11 protein-coding genes are annotated in these 22,691 nt (G+C 50.9%); all 11 read left to right on the forward strand.

Going from position 1 to position 22,691, the window contains the following annotated elements:
- Positions 1–91: 91 nt before the first annotated feature.
- A complete protein-coding gene (locus P9H32_RS16430; protein ID WP_322610006.1) occupies positions 92–3,325 on the forward strand; it encodes a fibronectin type III domain-containing protein in 3,234 nt (1,077 codons plus the stop codon).
- A gap of 125 nt (positions 3,326–3,450) precedes the next feature.
- On the forward strand, positions 3,451–7,194 hold the full coding sequence (locus tag P9H32_RS16435) for a CBM96 family carbohydrate-binding protein (protein ID WP_322610007.1): 3,744 nt from the start codon (positions 3,451–3,453) through the stop codon (positions 7,192–7,194).
- 408 nt (positions 7,195–7,602) lie between these two features.
- Positions 7,603–7,806 carry a hypothetical protein gene (locus P9H32_RS16440; protein WP_322610008.1) on the forward strand — a complete coding sequence of 68 codons (204 nt, stop codon included), beginning with the start codon at positions 7,603–7,605 and terminating at the stop codon, positions 7,804–7,806.
- Between the two features lie 57 nt (positions 7,807–7,863).
- A protein-coding gene (locus P9H32_RS16445; protein WP_431311704.1) for an IS3 family transposase occupies positions 7,864–8,984 on the forward strand; the annotation gives its coding sequence in 2 pieces (ribosomal slippage) (positions 7,864–8,127 and positions 8,130–8,984; 1,119 coding nt in all).
- A gap of 264 nt (positions 8,985–9,248) precedes the next feature.
- Entirely contained in the window at positions 9,249–11,885 is a 2,637-nt protein-coding gene (locus P9H32_RS16450) for an ATP-binding protein (protein ID WP_322610010.1), read from the forward strand.
- Positions 11,885–12,523: a response regulator transcription factor gene (locus P9H32_RS16455; protein WP_322610011.1), complete on the forward strand. Its 639-nt coding sequence runs from the start codon at positions 11,885–11,887 to the stop codon at positions 12,521–12,523. The genes P9H32_RS16450 and P9H32_RS16455 overlap by 1 nt, the downstream gene beginning before the upstream one ends.
- Before the next feature lie 520 nt (positions 12,524–13,043).
- Positions 13,044–14,243, forward strand: a complete 1,200-nt coding sequence (locus P9H32_RS16460) for a formylglycine-generating enzyme family protein (RefSeq protein ID WP_322610012.1) — start codon at positions 13,044–13,046, stop codon at positions 14,241–14,243.
- A 211-nt stretch (positions 14,244–14,454) separates the two neighbouring features.
- Positions 14,455–17,121, forward strand: coding sequence for a hypothetical protein (locus P9H32_RS16465; protein WP_322610013.1), 2,667 nt, complete (start codon positions 14,455–14,457; stop codon positions 17,119–17,121).
- 18 nt (positions 17,122–17,139) lie between these two features.
- Entirely contained in the window at positions 17,140–18,624 is a 1,485-nt protein-coding gene (locus tag P9H32_RS16470; protein ID WP_322610014.1) for a sulfatase family protein, read from the forward strand.
- Between the two features lie 9 nt (positions 18,625–18,633).
- Positions 18,634–20,100, forward strand: coding sequence for a sulfatase family protein (locus tag P9H32_RS16475; protein ID WP_322610015.1), 1,467 nt, complete (start codon positions 18,634–18,636; stop codon positions 20,098–20,100).
- Positions 20,101–20,109: 9 nt separating this feature from the next.
- Positions 20,110–22,689 carry a glycoside hydrolase family 2 protein gene (locus tag P9H32_RS16480; RefSeq protein WP_322610016.1) on the forward strand — a complete coding sequence of 860 codons (2,580 nt, stop codon included), beginning with the start codon at positions 20,110–20,112 and terminating at the stop codon, positions 22,687–22,689.
- The last annotated feature ends 2 nt before the right edge of the window (positions 22,690–22,691 follow it).

The raw sequence follows: 22,691 nt of genomic DNA on the forward strand, positions 1-22,691 counted from the left end.
TATATTGTCCAATGTGAGCCTGGAATAGATTCCTGGCTTGCTGAAAGATGGATAGGGATGATGAAACCACATAATTGAGGAGTTGAAGACGATGATCAGAAAATCCGCAACAACCCTGCTTATAAGCATGGGTATATTATCAGCAACATGGGCGCAATTGCCTTACAGCACCGATTTTTCGACGGGATATACTGTCGGAAATGATTTGGCGGGCCAACAGGGCTGGGTAAAGGCTGCCGGAACGAATGCGTTCGATATCACTGCGGCCGGTACGGCCGATTCGGCCCCTACACTGTTTGACGGGATTGATGCAGCAGTTTACCAAACCGTGTCGTCGGGCAATGCTATCGATGACCAATGGGACGGTGTGGTTGATTTCGCTGTGAGCAGAACCGATCCAGCCTTTGCGAATGGAGCCATTCTCGCCGTGGGGCTTTCCTCTAATAACGGCGGAAACTTGGCGGGAGCAGATGACGTATACGTGAATGTGTCGAGCGGATTTCCTGATCAACTTAAAGTAAGTATATCTGGAGGGGCGACAATAATTGATGTGGACTCGGCTTTTTGCGGCTGGGATGCGCCTGATCCGGGCATAGACCTGCAAACCGATACACTGCGCCTTGCCTATGCCATCCGCAAGACGCGCGACAGCGGTGTTTATAGCATGACATGCTCCTTGTCTAACCTGACGAGCGGCGCGGCGGTTGATGGAACAATCGCTTCGTTTGGGACATGCCAGACCGCCTACGATTCAGCCACCCTTCCATATCTGCTGATGCAACACGATGGCGGAGCAGGATATAACGGGAATACGAATCAGTTCGATGTTGCTGTGGACGAGCTCAGCCTTTCTCATTCGACCGGAAATCTTCCGACCCTCTATCCGACGGCTGTTTCTGCTATTCCCGATGATGGAACAGTGGATCTTGCATGGGGCGCAGTCGTTGAAGCACAGAGCTACGATATTCTACGCGATGATGTCGTGATTGCATCAGGTATAACGACCAATGTTTACAACGATTCCGGTCTCTCGAATGGAACGGAGTATAAATATGTGGTTCGTTCAAAAGCCGCTGATGCGACGGATGCCGATTCGGCTCCGGTTTATGCAACGCCGGATACCGCTGCTATCAATGAAACCTTCCTTGACACTACATTTGATACGGCCGATGGCTATTCCGATGGAATCCTGGACGCGCAGTCTCGCTGGTTGGAAATCACTGCCGGTGCCGCAAATGCGTTCACGGTGGATGCAGATGGCAATGGTTATGCGCTATCCACTGCCGGTGCCGCAGCCACGAATGGCGCAGGTGTCTACTGGTCTCGCGAATGCACCAACACGGCCGGTTCGGTATGGAGCGGCAGCATCGTGTTCACCGTAAATGCCAGCAACTCGCCTATGACTGAAAAGGTCGAAGGGGTCAATACCCAGCAGGTGGCCAACATCACAGGCAATCCCGAATGGGGGGGCGCGAGCGACTTTTTCCGATTCGGTCTCAGTTCGGATGTTGATAATTCGGTGGTGATGCCGAACAATGGCGTCACTACCGCCATCATGAGCTGGTACACGGATACCGGCGACATCAGGTTTGGCATGAACTCAAGATTTATTGGCCAAAACGACATTCTTAATTTGTCGGCCGCTGAGCTGGGATGGGATCCCACCTGGGCCAACAGTACGCCGAGTAATGAAGTGGATCTGGTTACCGATTCGATACAGCTCGATTACCGCATCCGCAAAGCGCTCGGTAACGACAGCTATACCGGCGAACTGATTGCGCACGTAGGCGGAAATAGCTATACGGGCAACGTGCAATATGCAGCAAATAAACCTGCTGCCCTTTGGGACTCGGATACCGCTCATTTTGTTATGGCATACGGTGAAACTCAATGGGAGCCTACGACTCCGGATCTGCTCCAGGTTTCGGTGGATTCTGTTTCGGTTACTCACACCAATGCGAGTGAAACGCCCATATTTGCACCTGACGCTACAGGAGCTTCCGTCAGTGGTGCGCTTGAACTGACTGTAGTTTGCAAAACGAAAGGTGAAGAAGACCATGTTGATATCTACCGTTCAGAAGTCGACGGAACCAGCTATGTCAAGATTGCGTCGCTCACCAATGGAGTTGACTACACGGATGTAAGCAGCATCATATACGTCGATAATAGCGGTCTTAGTGACCTGCGGACCTACTTCTATGTGTTCAAAGCCAACTATGGAGGAACGGACTCAGAATTCTCCAATCAGGTCCTTAATCGGGCGCTTGACTTCGGTGTGGCCATGCGTATGGGCGCAACCGAGTTCGTTAGCTCCCATGTTAATTATTCTATTTCGCAGATAGAATCGAACGGGATTCTATTCGTAAGCGGAGCGGGGGTAGCAAGTCCGCTGGGCACAACTTCCTGGATCGATGATGCGGCTTATGATACGGGCGTGAGTGCGGTGCTTTGCGGAATCTACCAGATGGTAACGAACGGCAGCACAACCTCTCATATGCAGGTTCGTAATTATACTGGGTTGGATAAATTCCGCATGAATCCTAACGGTATGGATGGTGCATTCCTGCTGTGGTGCGAAGAGGTCGGCGGCGAATCTGTTGATGCCACGGCATCGGCAGTTGGAGCAACAATCAATGGTCATAAGACAGATGTATTCCGTCTGGCCATCCGGAATGGAAGCTCCTGGTATGCCAGCGAAACGTCAGGAAGTGATACAACCTTCAGTCTTTCCGATTTGACGGAGGAAAATTGGTATTCGGTGACACCGGGGGTATTGGGTGGTCCGTTGATGTCGCTGTCCGGTTCGCCTGTTGCCGGCAGTTCACTTGGTCTGACGGATATTAATGCGGTAGGTATATTCAGTGAGGATACTGGCGGTGGACATAAATACCTGGAAGGCGCTACGCTCACTCAGGGCTCTTCTCCAACGGTCTATATGCAATGGGCCGATTCAATGGGTATTTACAACGAAGACGCGGCCTTCACCAACGACTTTGATGGTGACGGTCTCGATAACGGTACTGAATGGGGACTGGGCGGAAACCCCGCCAATGCCAACAACCAGGGCATTACCGAGCGCTTTGGTGGAGCGGATGGTTTGGGGAACTTCCTCTACATCTATCCACGCCTAAAGAGTGTAAATCGTCCAACCTACACGGTTCTGGAAACGTCGAGCCTTACAATCATCCCATTCTTTAACAATGAAGGCACGCATGCCATCAGTGCCGGTGGAGAATGGCCGGATAAGTCTGACTTCGAAGCTGTAACGAACGCGGTGCCGATGGATACGGATGCCAAGTTCTTCAAGGTCGAAGTCTCGGAATAATCGTAAACCAAATGATGTGCCCCGGTTCACGGGGTGCATTCGGAAACACCCCGCTCTAATCCGGCGGGGTTTTTCGGGTAAAAAATATTATCTGCATGAGGAAAGGTAGACGGAAAGAGGTATATATGAAGAGTGTAATAGGCGCAATTTCCTTGGGCTGGCTGGTGGGTTTGCAGACACAGGCAGCATTGATATCCGATGCGGATATGACGCTGTCTATGGCGGCTGATATTCGACATACTGATTTTGAGCATGTCGGATTGGGATGGATGGAGGGAAGCTCAGCGGGGGCCTGGGTGACCAATGCATTCGATGGCCGGTCTGTGGTCTCGAAAACATCTGTTTCGCAAAATCAGGCACTGCATCAGTACAATCTTGTGACGGATGAAACAGGAGATCAGCTGACGTTCACTTTTGTGACGTATGCCAATGTCGCCGCCGACTATAATGTGTCCCTCTTCGGCTGGACGGGCAACACGAACGGCATGGCCGGAACGGATATGATTGCGCAGGACGCTCGCTATGCTCCGGGCAAACTCATCACCACAAACAACCTCTCCGGCGTGGATTTGCTGGATGGCGAATCGGTGCCTTCCGGCTCCAAAACAGGAGCTAAACATTTCAATACAGTGGTTGGAGCCTGGCAGACCAACTCGATTACGGTGGATATGAGCACCTATGGAGTCGCCGCGGTTATTGATAATATGGATGACCTGGCGGTGTTTGGCATTGCGATTTCCGATGGGGCCGGTGCCTACGGGACGGGCGATCTTTATTTTGACAGTATTACGGTAACGATTGTCTCAAACACTCCTCCGCCTCCGGTTACTATGAACATGATCGGATTTTATAACGCCGCGGCTGAGACGCACAATGTCGTCAAGAACCTGAAAACCGACTACGGTGCGGTCGGTGATACAAATATTAATGAAAGTGCTATTTTGCAGCAGGCGATTGATGAGATATCTGCATTGCCGGGGGGGGGAGACCTGATTATTCCGCAGGATGACTATCTGTTCGGCGCCATTGCATTTAAATCGGATGTACACATCAAGATCGAAGGAGGAACGACCATTGAGCAGTATGTACCTCGCGTGGATCGTAATGCCGTAATTTTCAGTATGGGTGGAGGACTGCTTGAGCCGATCCACAATGTCAGTATTCGCGGGATTCCGGCTGCCGGAGCCACCAATGACCGGTTTGCCGTGTTTCTTCGGGCGGCCGATAATGCGCGCAGTTTTCTGAATACGGGGAATGTCAGGAATTTTTATATTGCGAATGTGGATGTACATGACGAATACACGACGCACTCCTGCATTAATCTGTTTTCCGATGGATATGATTGGGATACGGGCGGATACGCGGTAAGCGGTACGGTTGCTAACATCAGTTCGTACTATGGCCATTATGGATATGGAACGGTTCAGTGTCAGGCGGCAGATTCGGTCTTGTTTACGAATCTGTATGGTTTGGGCGGTTGCACGCTCCGTGTGGAAACCGGTGCGCGTACCATGAACGAGCGGCAGTTCGGGGGGGCACATAATATTGTCGGAAAAGATATTTCCTGCGAAATCGGCAAGTCCGCCGTCATGCTGGGGCCGCATAATATGCAGAACGGTTTGGTGACGATTGAGGGGGTGTATGCAACGAACTGTGCTTTTGCTGCGACCCTGGGTGGCGGAGACACGATTGATACAAAAGATGTCACCAATCCGGATATCAGACCGGGCACTTTTGCGGCGGGGACTTCGATTACCGATATCACCGCAGTGTATGGAACCAATGCCACGTTGAAGTGGCAGGAGACCTTGGAGATCCCTCCGGAACTGGAACATTTGCTGACCAGTGTGTCGCCGGATGGAGGAAAGAGTAAGTATGGGCCTGCGATTGCCACCGCTAAGTTTACGCCGGTTTATGAAGCCTATATGACGGGGGTAAAGGCGTATGGTTTTGAATATACTCCACCGGTCCAGACGGCGGGGACTGCGGTGGGCGATGGGTATTCGGATGATCTGTTTTCGGCGGCAGAATATTTCACGAACTTGAACAGCTATTTTTGGTCGGTAACGACGACCGGCGGGGGGACGAACTGGATTCATGGCAACAACGTGGTTGGTATTCTGGATACAACATCGGCGATGGGTAATCATCATGCTGTTAATTTCCAAGGGTTCACTCTGTCGGAAAATCCGGAGTTGGCAGGAAGTCTCGATTTGGAAGGTGGTCCCTTTCTAAGGGTCGGGTCAGAATTCCGGTATAAACATCAGGCGGGTGTCGTTTCGGGCAACCTGAACGAAGCGGCTTTCGGCTTGCTGCTCAGCACGGACAAAACGTCTGGTGCGGGCGACAACCGCTTTGTGCTGCTGGCGAACCGGGGCAGTGGAATCGGCTTGGCCGGAATGACCAACGGACTGATATCTCATGCTGATCTGGGCGTGGATCCGGTTGCCGGTGGATGGAGTGACCGGTTCCGGATGGAGTGGTATATCGAGGAAGGTATTTCCAACTACGAAGGCATCGTGTCGGTATATGACTACGAAGGAGGCTTGTTGTTCAAAAGCGACTGGATGGATCTCGGACTCACGAATGGGACGAAGGTTTATGCCGGATATACCACCGGTACAAACACTGTCGGAGGAACAGTATCATCCTTCAGCGGATTTGAGCAGGTGCAGCTGGACAACTTTAAGTTTGAACGCGGGCGAATTGATGCTGCTCCGGAATTCCGCGCCAACCCGATTTACACCATGAATGCCGTTGCCGATTGGGATTACACGGCATTCATCACGGCCGATGCATTTGATCTGAATGAGGATTCCATGACCTTTGAGAAGGTTTCGGGACCGGCCTGGCTGAATGTATCCACGAACGGAATGGTTTATGGAGTGCCGGGCACGAATGATATCGGGATGAACAGCTTTGCAGTGCAGGTCTACGGATCTGCGGGAACGAATACGACCGAGCTACTGATTGAGGTTGAGCCAGCGGGCGCCTGCTATAGCCTGCTATACCCGGAGGCAGATGCCTACATTGAGGGCGGCGGGGATTCCAACCAGAATTTTGGAATCCGCCCTGAGCTGGTGGTGCAGACGGGTAGTCTGGACAAATGGACGCGTAAGACCTTTATGCGGTTCGATCTGTCATCCATTACCAACCCCTTGATTGGTCGCGTGATCCTCAGACTTAATGTCGGACACCACAATGGCGGAAGCCCGCTACATACCTTTACCCGGGTGGATGACGATAGTTGGGAGGAATACGACATTACGTGGAGTGACCAACCGGCAACAGGAGCGGTCATTACCACGGTTGTTTGTCTGGACACCGTTTGGTGGCAGGAAGTTGATCTTACCGATGTAATAAAGGCTGAACGCGCTACCGATCAGTTGCTCTCCTTCAGCATGGTTTCCAGCGGTAGTGCCGTAACCTTTAATTCGCGGGAGACCGAAGAAGGGCATAGGCCGCAACTGGTGGTTTATTCCTATCCGAACTACTGGGCGCAGGTCGCTCAGGAGTCCGGCTTAAACCTGTCCGGCTCAGGGGATGAGGATCTGGATGGCGAGTCCGATCTCATGGAGTTTGCTCTCGGCGGGGACCCGATCAATTCGGCCGTACAGGGCAATCCGCCTCACATGGTGTTCAATCCCGACAATAGCGTAAGTTTTTTTAACTGGGAAAACACCAATGCCAATCTCGGCATCACCTATCTCAGCGAATGGACGGAAGATCTTGTGAACGGCACCTGGAGCAATGTGTGGGATTCAATAACAAACTGGCCTACAGATCCCGGTTATATCGAAGCTGAACGGCGCGTAGGCGGAAGTTCCGATGAACAGCTCTTTTTCCGTTTAAGGATCACACAACCCTAATATGAGCGCACGAAACGTCTTGGTGTGCCGGCCCTGTCGGCGCAGTCCAAGGCGGGTTGTTCTTCCTTCGTCGAACCTGCTATGCGTTGTCATTTTTATGATCGGATGAAAAGTTGCATGGGTGTACATACAGCACTTCCTGTCGAGATTGATCGAGTGGTGGGGTATAATCCATGCGATGGGAAATGTATGTATAACGGGCACTGAAGCCAGGTAGGCCCTGAAGAGGGATGTGAATGAACCGTTTTATCCAAGAGTACGAACTGAAAACAACCGTATGTTGTTGCAGTTGAATACAGGTTTAAGAGGGCAAATAAATGAGGAATTTTAAGTTAATATTAATGCTGCTGGTCAGGAGCGATCTGTGGAAGCGCATCGGCTAAAGAACTGGTAGATTATTTTCTTCCTATGGAGCCGCAGGGTAAACTGATCGAAGAGGGTATTTGGGGAGATCCGAATGTGTTGCCCCGCGATATTGAAAACGGGTTGGAAGATGCAACACTGGAAAACTGGTGCTACTGGGATGGTCGCATCGTGAAGGATGATGAGGGGAAACTCCATATTTACGGAAGCCGGTGGATTCATTCGTTCTGCGGTTTACCCCGATTTTAGGACCACTGGCTTAAGTGGAATCTGCGTCTTTAAAATGGTACGAAAGGACGTATGGAAATGGGAAGAAAACGAAGGACATTTACGGACAAGTTTAAGGCCAAGGTGGCGTTCGAATCCATAAAGGGCGTGAAGACACTCAACGAATTGGCCTCGGAATATCAGGTTCATCCGAACCAGATCTCGGATCGGAAAAGGCAGCTGCTTTCGAATGCGCCGGAGCTTTTTGCTTCGGGAAAAAAGGCACAGGCCAAAACGGAAGAGGAGCTGACGGCTCCACTTTACGAGGAGATCGGGCGGCTGAAGATGGACGTGAAGTGGCTCGAAAAAAAGCTATGAGCCTGCCGCTTTCAACCCGTCGGAGCTGGGTGGAGCCCTGCCCCGATTATTCAATCCGGCGACCGTGTCGGCTGGCAGGCGTTCCCCGGTCGGGGGTCTATTATGAACCCGCCCCGGAAACGGCAGAGAATCTCCTTCTGATGCGTTTGATCGATGAGCAGTATATGAAACATCCCGAGTTCGGTTCGCCCCGTATGACGGATTGGCTGCAGGATGAGGGACATGAAGTCAACCGCAAGCGTGTCGCCCGCCTGATGCGGCGCATGGGGCTTCAGGCGATCACGCCCGGCCCGCACACGAGCAAGCCGGCGACGGGGCACAAGATATATCCGTATCTATTGAGCAATGTGGACATTGAGCGGGTGAACCAAGTCTGGAGTACGGACATCACCTATATCCCCATGCGCAACGGATACATGTATCTGACCGCCGTGATCGATTGGTTCAGCCGGTACGTTCTGGCCTGGGAGCTCTCGAATACAATGGAGAGTCTCTTCTGCATCGATGCTCTTGAGCATGCGTTGACCCAAGGGACACCCGGCATTTTCAATACAGATCAAGGTTCTCAGTTTACCTCCCATGCCTTTACCGATGTCCTGCTCGGCCAGAACATCACGATCAGCATGGATGGCCGGGGACGGGCGCTTGATAACGTATTCATCGAACGGCTGTGGTGGTCGGTAAAATACGAGAAGGTCTATCCGGCCTCCTACACTGACGGGTGGGAATTGCTCCAGGGACTCGACGGTTATTTCAACTATTACAACCACGAGAGGAAACACAGCGCTCTGGACAAACGAACACCGGCTGAGGTATTCAAGGAAGGAGTAGTCAGAACATGATCACGAGTGATGCCGTCGCTGCGCTCCGCCCTTGGCCCTCCGGGCCACCCCTTCGGGGACGGGCTCCGCTTCGCGACGGCATCATAGAAGGGCGGCTCGTTGGCCGCTGGAACACGGAACAGGGACTGGCAGGTTCCACCTTAAATTCGCCGATCCGTGGTCTAAGATTGGGGGCAGGCGCATTCAGCCATAGGGGGGGGCATCGTTCTTCAGTGGAATTTGTTTCTCGAAAGATCTGCAGCCCATTTGTTAAATGGAATGTTAATGAAATTCATACGGCATAAATCAATCTGGTTATTCATTGCATTGTTGCTGATGGGCACTGCGAGCGATGCGCGGCTTATTGCCCACTATGACTTTTCTGATGGGGATCTGCTTGATAATGAAGTCGGCCCGGAATACCGATTGGAGCAACGCAGCAAGGCAGCGGTGCTACCGGAAGTGATGCTGAATCGTGCATATGGGACGGCTGTGTTCTCGGGAGGGCTTGATTCGGTGTCCTGGCTGGAGTGCAAAGGGCCCGGCAGACTCGACGAATTCACTTTTTCTCTCTGGTTTCGAACGGATCAGGTTGATCAGCGAATAGATTATCTAAGCGTTGTCGGTTCGGGCGGAAAAAGGATGCGCGGTAGTTGGCAGGTTCACAGTGACACGCGTAGGCAGGGGAATCTGCGCTTCCGAAGCGGTGAGTCGTTGCAGTTGTATGATCTCGGTTCTGCGATAAAAAAACCGGGGATTTGGTATCATCTCTTGGTGCGGAAGAAACGTTCCGGAGCGGTGGAGTGCTATGTAACCCCCGAGAAAGGCGAAATGAAAAAGCCGGACCTGCAGCTGAACGATGCGGATATTGCACTGGACGATATAATTCTGGGCAGCGGCGGCATTCGGGGCACAGGTTATCGAATGGAACTGGCCAATGTCCGCATCTATGATACGGCAGACATCCCGGTAGATTCGCTCTTGGATGAAGGGCCTTGTGTCTTTGTGCCGGAAAAAAAACCAGGCTGGAATGTCGGGGAAATGCTGTCCCGGTTGAAAGCCGATGAGGATAAGCTTCTCAGCATGTTGTCGGAACTCCCCCTGCTGCAGGACACGCAGCAGTTGGATGCCTATGGATGTCATAGTAGTTTTCTGCCGGAACTCGATGAAGTGCCCGAGGAGCCGCGGTGGACGGTGTTTCTGGGCATGGAAGGATCAAGGGCAAGGGAAATATATCTGATTCCTGCTGCCGATCGCCGCGATCCAGCCATGCCCGGTTATGGATTTCCTAAACGTTTCAGAATCATGGGGACTGATTCGAGAGGGAAATCATTTGTTCTCTCTGACTGGTACGACCGGGATTTTCCTGATCCGGGGCGTCTTCCTGTACGTTTGATTATCCCGCATGGGAGATATGTGGGCATTCAGATTGATGTTTTCAAGGGGCATAGCGAAGCCGGCAAAGAATTTTTTGCGCTTGACGAAGTGTTTATCCGTGGAGAGTCCAACCTTCTTCCGATACATTCCGTGCGGCTTTCTTCGAGTTTCGAAGTTCCGCCTTTCTGGAGTATAGAATATCTTCAGGATGGGAAAACCGGTATGGGGCTCCCGGTGCTCCCGGAACCGGATGAATCGATTCGGGACTTTGTGGTTCATTTCCCATCCAAACCTGATAAGGCGATTTCTCTGGAGCTGGATTTGGAGGAAAACCGAAGAGTAGGCGATATTATATTTTATCCTGCTCAGCCTCCGGAGGGCGCCGTGGTGCCCGGTTATGGATTCCCCGGATCAATAAAAATTGAATATATCCGTGACCGTGGAGAGGGGGTGCCCAGAACCGTTTTACGAGAACAATGGGTTAGGGATATGAAAAATCCGGGCAATAATGTAATTCGTGTGCGGCAGATTCCAAACCATATACGCTGGGTTCGGTTCACGCTGGATAAGCTTCCGCATTATGAGGGAGATTATGTTCTTGGGTTCGGCGAAATAGCGATTACACGCGATCGGGTATCGATGGGTACGGGCTGTGCGGTTAAGTCCGATCTGGATCTGTCTGAAACTAATCTGCTGCGGTTGACTGATGGCTTTGCCGGAGGCCGTCGTGTGATTCCTGTATTGCAGTGGCTCGATGGACTTTCGCTCCGCAGAGATCTTAACCTTTGGCTGAAGGCTAATGTGGCATTGCAGGAAAAGTTGACTGCCCGCGGGGATCAATTCCGTCGTTTGGCTCTCAACGGAAGTTTGGTAACACTTGTGCTTATCCTGGCGGGTATCAGTCTCACCGGTCTGCTGTTACGCCGTCGGCAGACCTTCCTGTTCCGGCAGCGTGTGACTCAGGATCTGCACGATGATATCGGCAGCAAGATCGGGGCAATCTCGCTGGTTTCCACCTACCTGAAAAAGGCAACCCCCGAACCGGTCGCACAGGAGTGCGGGAATGATATTGATGAAATCGCAGCCGACATGAAGCAGGCGTTACGCGACGTACTTTGGTTTACGAGTAACAGGACGGACCGTCTGGGCGAACTGGTCTGCAAGTTGAAGGAAATTGCGGAAAGTACATTGCCGGCAGAAATGCTGGAACTGAAGCATTCGCCTTTGCATCAGATTCCCGACAGGCCGATTCGTATTAAGATAAAGCGCGATGTGATGATGTTCTTCAAAGAAGCATTGAATAATGCGGTGAAACATGCCGGGGCTTCGGAAATAAACATTTCCATACTTTGGAACCGGCCTCGGTTGGTTATCCGGATCCAGGATAACGGCGGCGGGTTTGATCCTGAACATATGGATGAAGGGAAGATGCATCTGGGACTCGAAGGCATGAAGCGGCGGGCGAAGCGGATTCATGGCGATTTGGTGATCGAATCCGCTCCGGGCACCGGTACACTGGTTGAGCTTAAAATGAAGGTGAAATAATGGGAAAAGCGAAAAAGACGGTCTGGATCATTGAAGATGAAGCGCACTTTCGCAATCATCTGGCCCGTTTGATTAATCTGGATGATGTGATCGAGTGCACTGCAAAGTTTGAGTCCTACGAGGAAGCCCTGCCCAGTATCGAAAGTGCAGCATATCCCGACCTGCTGTTGCTAGATCTGAACCTCCCGGGCATGCACGGGCTTGAGGTCATTCGGGAACTGACCGAGAAGCATCCCGATATTCATATTCTGGTGCTGACTGTTGATGAAAACCGGAAAACCGTTTTCGACGCTATCTGTGCAGGAGCGGCCGGCTACCTCGTGAAAAACGACCCGTTCGATGATATTCTCAAGGGAATTCATCAGGTGATGGAAGGCGGGGCACCGCTCAGCAGTTCGATTGCCTCCTATGTGTTGCAGTACTTTAAGCCGAAACAACCGTTTGAAGAGCTGAATGAGCGTGAAGTCGAAATCCTGGAAATGCTGGCCAATGGCGATACCCGAAAGGAAATCGCCGCCAAACTTCATGTGGCTCCCACCACCGTCGATTATCATCTGCGCTCCATCTACGTAAAGCTGCAGGTCAACTCCGCTGCCGGCGCAGTGGCCAAAGCCCTGCGCGACCGCCTGATTGAATGAGATGCAACGTTTCCAATGTGCGGATTTCTGCTGACATTTGAGACTACAACATCCGTACCTTTGTCCTCATCCCCCTGGCTTTTATTATCTATCCCTTTTAGTGAATAGAGGGATTGATGATGCTGGATTAAATCAAAAAGCCCAGTTTGTCTTCGTTCATGTAAATGGTCTACTTGTTCGGGAAAACCGGGAGGTGACTCATCCGTCTCGCTCTCTAGGGGGTAAAGATGGCGCAGGGGGAACGTTGCTATTCAGGGCAGATCGCGGCCCAATTGCAATTCTGAGCTTCAGGGAGAAGTCGTTTCCGGTCGGCAGACTACAACATTCGTACTTTGGAATTTATCGTTAGGTAAATTATTTTCGTTCCCGGGCACACGAACGAATATCAATGATAGAGGTAAAGCTCTGCTGTTCCTTCTGTCGTATCAGAAAATTTGAGTGGATAGAGTCGCCTTCAAAAACGACTTATTCAGAGTGTATCTGAGCAGTTAAATAATGATCTAAAATCGGAGTGCGATAAATGAAGGTGATGACAGGAGCAGCATTACTAATTACGTTTCTTTCCGTCGGGACCGGAGCTGATTCAATTCAGCATGGAGGAACGATGGTCAATATGACATTCGTAGACATCGGCCAAAGCAATGTCGGCGCAGATTCAACGGGCTATGGCACGGTGGATTACGCCTATCGCATGGGCAAGTATGAGGTGACCGCTTCGCAGTGGGCAACGGTGATCACGGCAGATCCCGATGTGGGGGATTCGGATGATGGGAGCGGTTCATTGCCCGTGCGTTCTGCGACCTGGAATGAAGCCGCCAAATTTGCAAACTGGTTGACGAGTGGTAACGCCTATGAAGGTGCCTATCAGTTTGATGGGAGCGGAGCTATGACCAATGTAAATCGCGAGGCGGCAGTTGCGGCTTACAGCAGGGTCTATGTGTTGCCGACCGAAGATGAGTGGTACAAAGCGGCCTATCTTAAGTCGGATGGAAGCGCATTCACTCTTTATCCCACCGGGGATTCGATACCGATCGAAAGGGCGGGGGGAGAAAATTACAACAACAAAGATGGCCTATGGAATGTAGGGTCGGGGAGCGTTGAAAACAACGGTACATTCGATATGGGGGGCAACCAATGGGAATGGACGGAAAGTGCATTTGATGGTGTGCTTGATGACATGAGTGAAAAACGGGTAATTAGAGGAGGAGAATATATTAATGATGCATACTATTTAAGTTCTGTGGCCCGCCTTGAATATCCTATAACAATAGGACAAGGATTTCGCATTGTGGCCATACCGATATTGACTGATTATCAGGTCTGGGCAGATTCGCAAGGCATATATATGAATGATGCGATCTGTACGAATGATTATGACGGTGATGGTTTAGACAATGTAACAGAATGGGGTTTTGGCGGAGACCCGAGGAATCCCAGTGATGCGACGGGAAGGCTGCCACGGTATATGGTTGGTGCGGATGGTAACTTTCTGATCATTCATCCCCGACCAAAGAACGGGCCGTACCCTAAATATAATATTTTTTCGGATACTGACTTGGTGAATACTCCCGGTTTCGAGCTGGAAAAACTAGGGAACTATGCAGTGACGCTTGGTGGGCAATGGGATTCGGGCAACTGGGCGAGTAACATTGAATCCGTGACCAATGTGTTTCCCTCTACCATGTCAACTAAGTTTTTCAAACTAAAGGTTAGTGAATAATCCTTTTCATGACTTGATGCACGCTAAGTGTGATTTCACCGTTGGGATTGCAGCACAAAGTGTTCTGGAGTGTGCCTGGCTCGGTCGACGCTTCTCGTTTGCAAAGAGCGGGTAGGGATTGCATCTGCCGGCATGACTACAACATCCGTACCTTTGCAAATTTACTTGGTGCATCTAATTTCTTAATCGAATTATGCTAAAGGATGAGTGAATGGGTAAATGTTTGGTCAAAGCAGTGTTGTTTCTTACGGTGTCGGCCGTTGTGGTATCCGCAAAAAGTTTTGTGACCGACGGCAATGCCATCCGGAAAATGACTCCGGGGATGATCAAATCGACGCCGGTATTCTTTTTCGGAGAACTTGACGGCAGCGTTTCCTGCTATACTACGGACGGGAAGAAACTTTGGCGGAATGAAACCAAGTCGCCTGCCGTATTGTTTGAAATTGAGGTGGCGGATGTGGATGGCGATGGGCGTGATGATCTGCTGACGGCAAGCGGTGACGGATCCATCACCTGCTGGAATGCCAATGGTTCGCTTCGCTGGAAATACAGCGGGGACCGCAAAGTCCGTTTTAATGAAGTGGCGGTGTTAAAACGCGGAAAGGATATAAAGATTTTTGCGGGTGGTAACGACAAAGTCATCTATGTGCTGGACCGCGATGGAAACCTGATCACGAAGCACGGCGTTCCCGGTGCCATCCGCAAGCTGGAAATCGGTGACTTTAAGAAAAAGGGCGAGCCGCTCCTTTTTGTGATGACCATGCGGCACGACAAGTCCGGCTGGTTGACATTCGGGTTTCTCGATCCGGATCATCTAAAGAAGGACATGGGATCTTTATCATCAAGGAACAGAACTAAACGGTTATCGGGAATCATGACCGATCTACGGGTTCAGGATCTGGATCGTGACGGTTTGGATGATCTGTTGGTTTTTCTGAATAGCGGCCCGGTGTTGTCTGCGTTAAATGGAGAGTTTGAAGAGATTGCGGGTTTTGATCTCAGCGGCTACAAAAAAGTTGAGCGCGCTTCCCGCCAGCGCTATGCGCATTCGATCGGCACTTCTCTCTATCCTGCCAGAGACGAAATCCTGATCCAGTTTGGCCGCGCGTTTTATGTGCTCGACTCCAAGGGCAAGCTGTTGGAATGGAGCGGATCTAATTCCGCCCGTTTCCCGTTTGGTGATATTTGTATGCATCCGGCAACAAGGAAATTGTTTGGAGCGGGATCGGTCGGCGGAGATAACGGGGTTTATGAGTTTGACCTGACCCAATCCGAATGGTGGATGCAGCATGACCAATGGACTGGTCGGATGAGCGATGTTAAGGCAAATCTGGAAACATTATATGAGCAGGTACTGTCTTTTGACCCACCCGAATATCAGTCACCGGCAAAGAAACCCTGGGTGATGGGCTATGGCGGTGCAATTCAGGAAGAAGTGGCAGCGCTGGATTTCAATGAGGTGGTTATAGCCGATGAGGAGATCTGGTCGGAGGATTATGATCGGTCAGATATCATTTCTGTAGTGGGAGAACAATATGGAAACAGACGGGACAAGCGTAAGCCCTATCGCGATTCCCGTGCAGACCTCATTCGGAAGGCGCAGGATCTTGAGGCCCAAGGCGAGGCGTTTATTATCTGGGCAGGTCATGGTAGCGATCCGTTTTATGTATCTATTGGGACACTGGAAGCCATACTGGAGGCAGCGCCGAATACGTGTTTAGGATTTACCTATGCGGAGATGTCGAATACGGAAGATCCGCGCATTCATTATTTTATTGAGCATTATATGCCGAGACTGGCGAAAGCGTGTCGAAAGCAGGGTAAAGCCAAGCTCTATTTCCGCTACAAGCAGACGTTTTGGGCAACGACGGTTCAGGCGCACCCATGGAATGAGCTGTTTCTTTCTGGAAAATATTCCGATCTTCTGGTGCCGGGGACGGAAGATACCAACTCTACGACTCAGGAACTGAACCTGGCCGGTCGTGTGGGTATGTTTACCGCCGGCTGTGTTGATGATTTTGCTATGCGGCTAATTGATGACAATCCGACGGGCTGGCGCCCGGTTGCGCCCGGCCGGCAGCGATCTATCTCTCCATGGTTGCGCAGCGGTGTGATTCGCGGAGCGTATGGTGCTCGATTCGGTTTGCTGTGGAATTTTCACAGTGTGGATGGACCGGGGCTTGAACTGCTGATTGCGATGATGGGATCCGGCGTACTTCCGCTGATTGAAGATGCGGATGATCTGGCTTCCATCGGAGCCTATCATCTGATGAAAGAAGTACCCCATGATTTTCATATGCGGGAGCATCTCGGCCACACGATCGACGCCTATCTCGAAGAGGACTATGATGCGGTTCTCTCTGTGGTGAATGTACACTGGGGCGGCGCAAGTGTGCCGGGTTATGATTTCTCGAAAGCGCTGGGAGTGGACTACCGTTGGCTAAATTTCATGCCGAAACTTCCACATGGCATGGTGCCGATTGCTCCGCTCGATTATCAGAAACAGTTGCAACAGAATAGCACGCCTTACTTTGTGAGTAATGCAAGGAATGGCCTTGTTGGGGGGAAGGAGGTGTCTGCTGATACTTTCGGAACGACAATTTCAAAAACAGTAAAAGCTGGAGCGAAAAAACTGCCATTTCTGGTGAAGGGCGCATCCTGGAGCGCAATCAAACTGGATGAAAGTCACTATCGCATTGTGCTGGTGGATCCGCACTATATCGATCCGCGTGACTGCCCGAGCGAGATAACTGTTCAAAAAACGGGTCCTAAAGGTGCGGTCGATATCCTGTCGAAGGAGCAACTGGAAATCACTGACGGGAAGGTTGAACTGATCGTTCCGGCGGGATCTATGCGGTTTGTGGATATTCAATTTTAGAATAATGGAGAATAGAAAATGAAAAGACGTGATTTTACGAAACTGGCAGCAACCACGATGGTTGCAGCAACGGGGTCTACGCTCGCTGCGAAACAGACTAAGCCGAATCTGTTGATCTTTCAAACCGATGAGCACAACTTCCGCACACTGGGCTGCTACAGGGATCTGATGTCCGAGGATCAGGCGTTTGTCTGGGGTAAGGGCGTAAAGGTGGATACGCCGCACATTGACTCGATAGCCAGAGACGGAGCGATTTGCGATCGGTATTATTCCTCATCACCGGTCTGTTCTCCGTCGCGCGCCTCTTTTGTTTCCGGTCTTTACCCGATTAATACCAACGTCTACAAAAACGGGATTCCCTTGAAGGAAGGCTTAGTGACCTTTGCTGAGGTTCTGAAGCAACAGGGCTATTCCACCTCCTACCTTGGTAAATGGCATTTGGAAGGAATCAAAGAAAAGCCTGGATTTGCACCGAAACGAAAATTCGGATTCGATGATAATCGTTATATGTGGGATGGCGGTCACTGGAAAAAAATGGGACTGAAGGAAGACGGATCGCCTTATGTGGCATCCATCGGAAGCAATGGAAAAGTGAACACGCGGGTGGACGGTGCGGATGAAAAATCGTTTACAACCGACTGGCTGGCGGATCGTACCATGGAGATTATTGAGCGCGATCAGCACAAGCCATTCTGCATCATGTGTTCGATCCCTGATCCGCACACCCCCAATACGGTTCGTGCACCCTACGACACCATGTTTAAAGATCTGCATTTCAAGAATCCGAAAACGATGGACTGGCCGCTGGAAAAAATGCCTAAATGGCATCGGGTCGGACAGAAAAATACCTGTCTCGAAATCGATCAGGACAAGTTTCAGCAATATTTCGGGATGGTTAAATGCATCGACGACAATGTCGGCCGAGTTCTGGGAGACCTAAAGGCAAAGGGGCTGGATCAGAATACCATTGTAATCTTTACTTCGGATCATGGGGACATGCTTGGGGAGCATAAGCGTACGAACAAGAGTATGCCCTTCGAAGCATCCGCGCGCATTCCGTTTGTCATCCGTTATCCGAAAAAAATACGGCCGGGTAAAGTGATTCATACTGCTTATACGACGGTGGATTTTGCTCCGACGATTCTCGGCATGATGGGTATTTCCGAAACCATTCCGAATGCTGAGGGAATCGATGGATCGTCTGCATTTTTAAGCAAGGAACTGGAGGTGAATGATGATCGCATCACGTATGTTACCAGTGCGCACCAAAATGCGGTGACGGCGGTTAACCAACGTTACAAGCTGGTGCTGACACCTATTGATGACCCCTGGCTGTTTGATCTGGAAAAGGATCCGGATGAGCTGATCAATCAATATCCCAAGCCGGAATATAAGGAGATCGGCCAGCGGATGAAAACTGCGCTAATGAATGCAATGAAGCGCGCCAATGAACCGATGCTGGTGTCGCCGAAAAAACCTTTGATTGTTGAGACTCGCAGCTAGGAAAATTTCATGAACAGACGTAGTTTTACAAAATGGGCTGCGGTCGGTTTAACGGCTGGAACCGGCAGTGTACTGGCGGATAAGCAGAAGCGACCGAATCTATTGGTCATTCATACCGACGAACATAACTTTCGCACACTCGGTTGCTACCGTGAGCAGTTGAGCGAAGACCAGGCTTTTGTTTGGGGCAAGGGTGTGAAGGTGGACACTCCGCATATTGACCGCATTGCGAATGAGGGCGCGATCTGCATGAACTATTATGCAACGTCACCGGTTTGTTCTCCATCGCGCGCCTCGTTTATGTCCGGGCAGTATCCGATTAAGACAGGAACCTGGAAAAACAGCATTCCGATGAAGGATGAAGTGGTGACATTTGCAGAAGTGTTACGCCGGGAAGGATATGCCACTTCATATTTGGGCAAATGGCACTTGGATGGTAAAGGACATCCGCAGTTTGCTCCGCAGCGCAAATTTGGTTTCGAGGACAACCGCTTCATGTGGAACGGTGGCCATTGGAAAAAGATGGCGCAGAATGACGACGGTTCGCCCAGGGTCGGGGCAACAAACCACAAGGGTAAACCGACCGGCAAGTTGGACAATGCCGACGAAAAATCATTCACCACCGACTGGCTCGCTGATCGATCGCTCGAAATCCTGGAACGGGATCGTCATAAGCCATTCTGTCTGATGGTTTCGATTCCCGACCCGCATTCCCCCAATACCGTGCGAAAACCATACGATACCATGTTTGCGGATCTCCCTTTCGAGCCGCCGCGTACCAGGAAAAGGATGCCAGCGGGCACGCTCCCGGGCTGGCGTTCATCGGAGAATAAGAATGGCGGCCAGGAGTTTGATAAGCAAAAGATGAGCGGATACTTCGGTATGGTGAAGTGCATCGATGAGAATGTCGGGCGGCTTCTCCAGTTCCTGGACGAAAAGGGGATAGCTGACAATACCATTGTGGTCTTTACCTCCGACCATGGTGACATGCTTTACGAGCACGACCAGGTGAACAAAGGGCAACCGTTTGATGGTTCTGCCCGCATCCCGTTCGTGATCCGCTATCCGAAAAAGATCAAGTCGGGCAAAGTCATTCACAAGGCGTATAATAATACTGATTTTGCGCCGACCATATTGGGCCTTATGGGTGCATCATTCATTCCGAGTGCGCAGGGAGTTGATTGCTCTGAGGATTTGTTAAGCAAGGATCAAAAGATTTTCGATGACCGCATCTCCTATATGGCGGAGGCCAATGGTTTGTGGGTGGCAACGGTCAGTCGGAAACATAAGCTGATCTATTCCTCGAAAGGCGAACCCTTCCTGTTCGATCTTGAAAAGGATCCGGATGAGTTGATTAATTTCTATGCCGATCCCGCGTATAAGACTGTTCTAAAAACTATGCACGAAGCCCTGGTGACAAGAATGACGATGGTCCAGGGGCCTGAGAGCAAAAAAACGAAAGTTCCAGTGATTTAAGGAGATACAATGAAGAAGTATTTATTTGAGGCTATCATTCTTTTAGTTACCTGTCATCAGGTGATGGCGGCGAAGCTGGGAATCAATGACGGATGGCTCTTTCAAAAGGGCGAGGTTGTCGGGGCGGAGGCCGTGGAGTTTGATTCCAGTGATTGGGAAGCGGTCGAGCTTCCGCATACCTATAATCCATCGGGCTCGGAAGAGATCTACCGCGAGCAACAGGAAGCGGTTCAGTATGTGGGGCCTGCCTGGTATCGCAAAAACCTGTTTGTTGATCAGGCGCAGAAGGGAAAACGCCTGTTTCTCCGGTTCGATGCGGCCTATCTGCGATCCGATGTTTTCCTGAACGGTGAAAAGATCGGACGGCATGACGGTGGATTTTCTGCATTCTGTTATGAAATCACCGGTCAGGTAAACTATGGAGCGGACAACGTCATCGCGGTTCGGGTAAATAATGAATTCAATGATGCCATTACTCCGCTGGGTGGCGGCTATCTTAAATTTGGCGGCATTACACGCCCGGTTTGGCTGATTGAAAAACCGCAGGTTTGTATTAGTCCGGTACACTATGCTTCCAGCGGTGTTTATTGCCGACAACTGGATGTCTCCCCGGAGAGAGCCGAACTCGAGATCGATACCGTGCTTAACGCTCCGGCAGGTGCAGGAGGTAAGTACAAAGTGGTTTGCACCATCAAGGATTCCTCCGGTACAGCTGTAGCAAAGGAAAGCAGGAACGTGAAGGTCAAGGCCGGCGAGCAGTGGACGGTAACTGTGCCCATGGAGGTGATGAAGCCCAGCCTTTGGAATGGTCTTGAAAATCCGGCCCTTTATCAACTGAGCGTTGAGCTTCAGCTAAAGGGAAAAACCGTTGATCAGGTGGATGTAACGACTGGATTTAAGACGGTTGCAGTGGATCGGGATAAGGGATTTTTCCTGAATGGGAAATCCTATCCGCTGTATGGTTGTGCACAGCATCAGTATTACCCGGGTGTCGGCTCGGCCATGCGTGCGGAACATTTTGAGCGTGATGCGGAAATCATGGAAGACCTGGGCATGAATGCGGTTCGTCTGTCTCACTATCCGCACAGCGAATACCGGTTTGATCTTTGCGACAAAGCTGGGATTGTAGTCTTTACGGAAATGGCGCTGATCAACCTTTTCAACGGTTCTGAAGCTTATACGGCCAACTGTGAACAGCAGTTGAAGGAGATGATCTATCAACTCTATAATCATCCGTCTGTTGCCATTTGGGGACTGTATAACGAGTTGCGTAGTGATGAGTGGAAAGGGTTTAACGGTCTGGAATTTCTTGCGGGGCTAAACCGTACGGCCAAGGAAATCGATCCGGCTCGTTTGACCTGCGGGGTTAGCTGGAAGGCCGGGGAGCGCAACGATATTCCCGATATCAATGGATGGAACCGCTATCAGGGCTGGTATTGGAATGCGTATGAGGGGGGACCAAGCGACTTCAGCTGGATCGACACCATGCGGGATGAATTTCCGAACCGTAAACTGGGCATCACGGAATACGGTGCGGGTGCGGCCAGTAACCATTTTGATGAGCATCGACGGATTGCCCCTTACAATAAAGATCAATTTCACCCTCAGGACTTTTATAACTGGAGTCACGAGGAGCACTGGGCGGCAATGCAGCAACGTCCGTGGCTATGGGGTACCTTTATCTGGACGTTATCGGAATTTCTTGTTCCGAACTATGATCAGGGCCGTGCCACCTTCCTGCACGATAAGGGCTTGGTGGGCGAAGACCGCAAGCAGTTTAAAGACGCCTTCTTTTTCTACAAGGCCAACTGGAATCCGGAACCGATGCTTCATCTCTGCGACAAGCGATTTGATGTTCGCCTGCTGGATACCGCTGAAATCACGGCCTATTCCAATCTGGATGAAGTAGAGCTGATCGTGAACGGAACGAGCATGGGTAAAATCACTGACGCTGAATATGGAATTCATCGCTGGAACAAGGTTCCGCTTAAGTCGGGCGAAAATAAAATCACCGTATCGTCCGGTACGTTTGCAGAAACCGCAGTCTGGCATCGGGTCACGGATATTCAAAACGATTCTGTACTCAAGGAAATTGTACCGAGCGGTTCGGAGTGGACGGTTTTCTTCAGCGACCTTATGCCGAAATATAAACGGGCCAAGGGCGTGAAAGGGATTCCCGGTGCAGACAGTGAAGTAAAGTATGCCGATCTGGATGCCATCTGGAAACAGGTGGATGAGGCCGGCACATCGCGTTTGCCGTTAATTGCGGATCAGAACTGGAAGGGCAAAGCGGCTTACCTGAAGAAAACGTTCAAGGTGGATGAGTCCGGCGTGAAAAATCCTTGTCTCTACCTGAAACAGACCGCGCGGCTTTCGCAGGCGAATCCGGGGCGGGTTGCCATCTCCATCGACGGTCGCAATGTGCTGACACTGGAGGAGGGCTGCGATGGATACCGCCTCATTCCTGTAGGTGAGCGCTGCGGGCAACTTACTCCGGGTATGCATACGATTACAGTGATTGCCGAGAAACCATTAAAGGGTGGCTTTGTGGATATTGGGCTGGTTGAGCATATCAGTCAAAAAAAGTAAGA

The sequence above is a fragment of the Pontiella agarivorans genome (genome assembly GCF_034531395.1).
Lineage (GTDB): Bacteria > Verrucomicrobiota > Kiritimatiellia > Kiritimatiellales > Pontiellaceae > Pontiella > Pontiella agarivorans.

Excerpts from the sequence above, each read along its gene's own strand:
- P9H32_RS16450 (WP_322610010.1), top strand. The coding sequence starts at position 9,249 with ATGAAATTCATACGGCATAAATCAATCTGGTTATTCATTGCATTGTTG.
- P9H32_RS16475 (WP_322610015.1), top strand. The coding sequence starts at position 18,634 with ATGAACAGACGTAGTTTTACAAAATGGGCTGCGGTCGGTTTAACGGCT.
- P9H32_RS16460 (WP_322610012.1), top strand. The coding sequence starts at position 13,044 with ATGAAGGTGATGACAGGAGCAGCATTACTAATTACGTTTCTTTCCGTC.
- P9H32_RS16435 (WP_322610007.1), top strand. The coding sequence starts at position 3,451 with ATGAAGAGTGTAATAGGCGCAATTTCCTTGGGCTGGCTGGTGGGTTTG.
- P9H32_RS16430 (WP_322610006.1), top strand. The coding sequence starts at position 92 with ATGATCAGAAAATCCGCAACAACCCTGCTTATAAGCATGGGTATATTA.
- P9H32_RS16440 (WP_322610008.1), top strand. The coding sequence starts at position 7,603 with ATGGAGCCGCAGGGTAAACTGATCGAAGAGGGTATTTGGGGAGATCCG.
- P9H32_RS16465 (WP_322610013.1), top strand. The coding sequence starts at position 14,455 with ATGGGTAAATGTTTGGTCAAAGCAGTGTTGTTTCTTACGGTGTCGGCC.
- P9H32_RS16480 (WP_322610016.1), top strand. The coding sequence starts at position 20,110 with ATGAAGAAGTATTTATTTGAGGCTATCATTCTTTTAGTTACCTGTCAT.
- P9H32_RS16470 (WP_322610014.1), top strand. The coding sequence starts at position 17,140 with ATGAAAAGACGTGATTTTACGAAACTGGCAGCAACCACGATGGTTGCA.
- P9H32_RS16455 (WP_322610011.1), top strand. The coding sequence starts at position 11,885 with ATGGGAAAAGCGAAAAAGACGGTCTGGATCATTGAAGATGAAGCGCAC.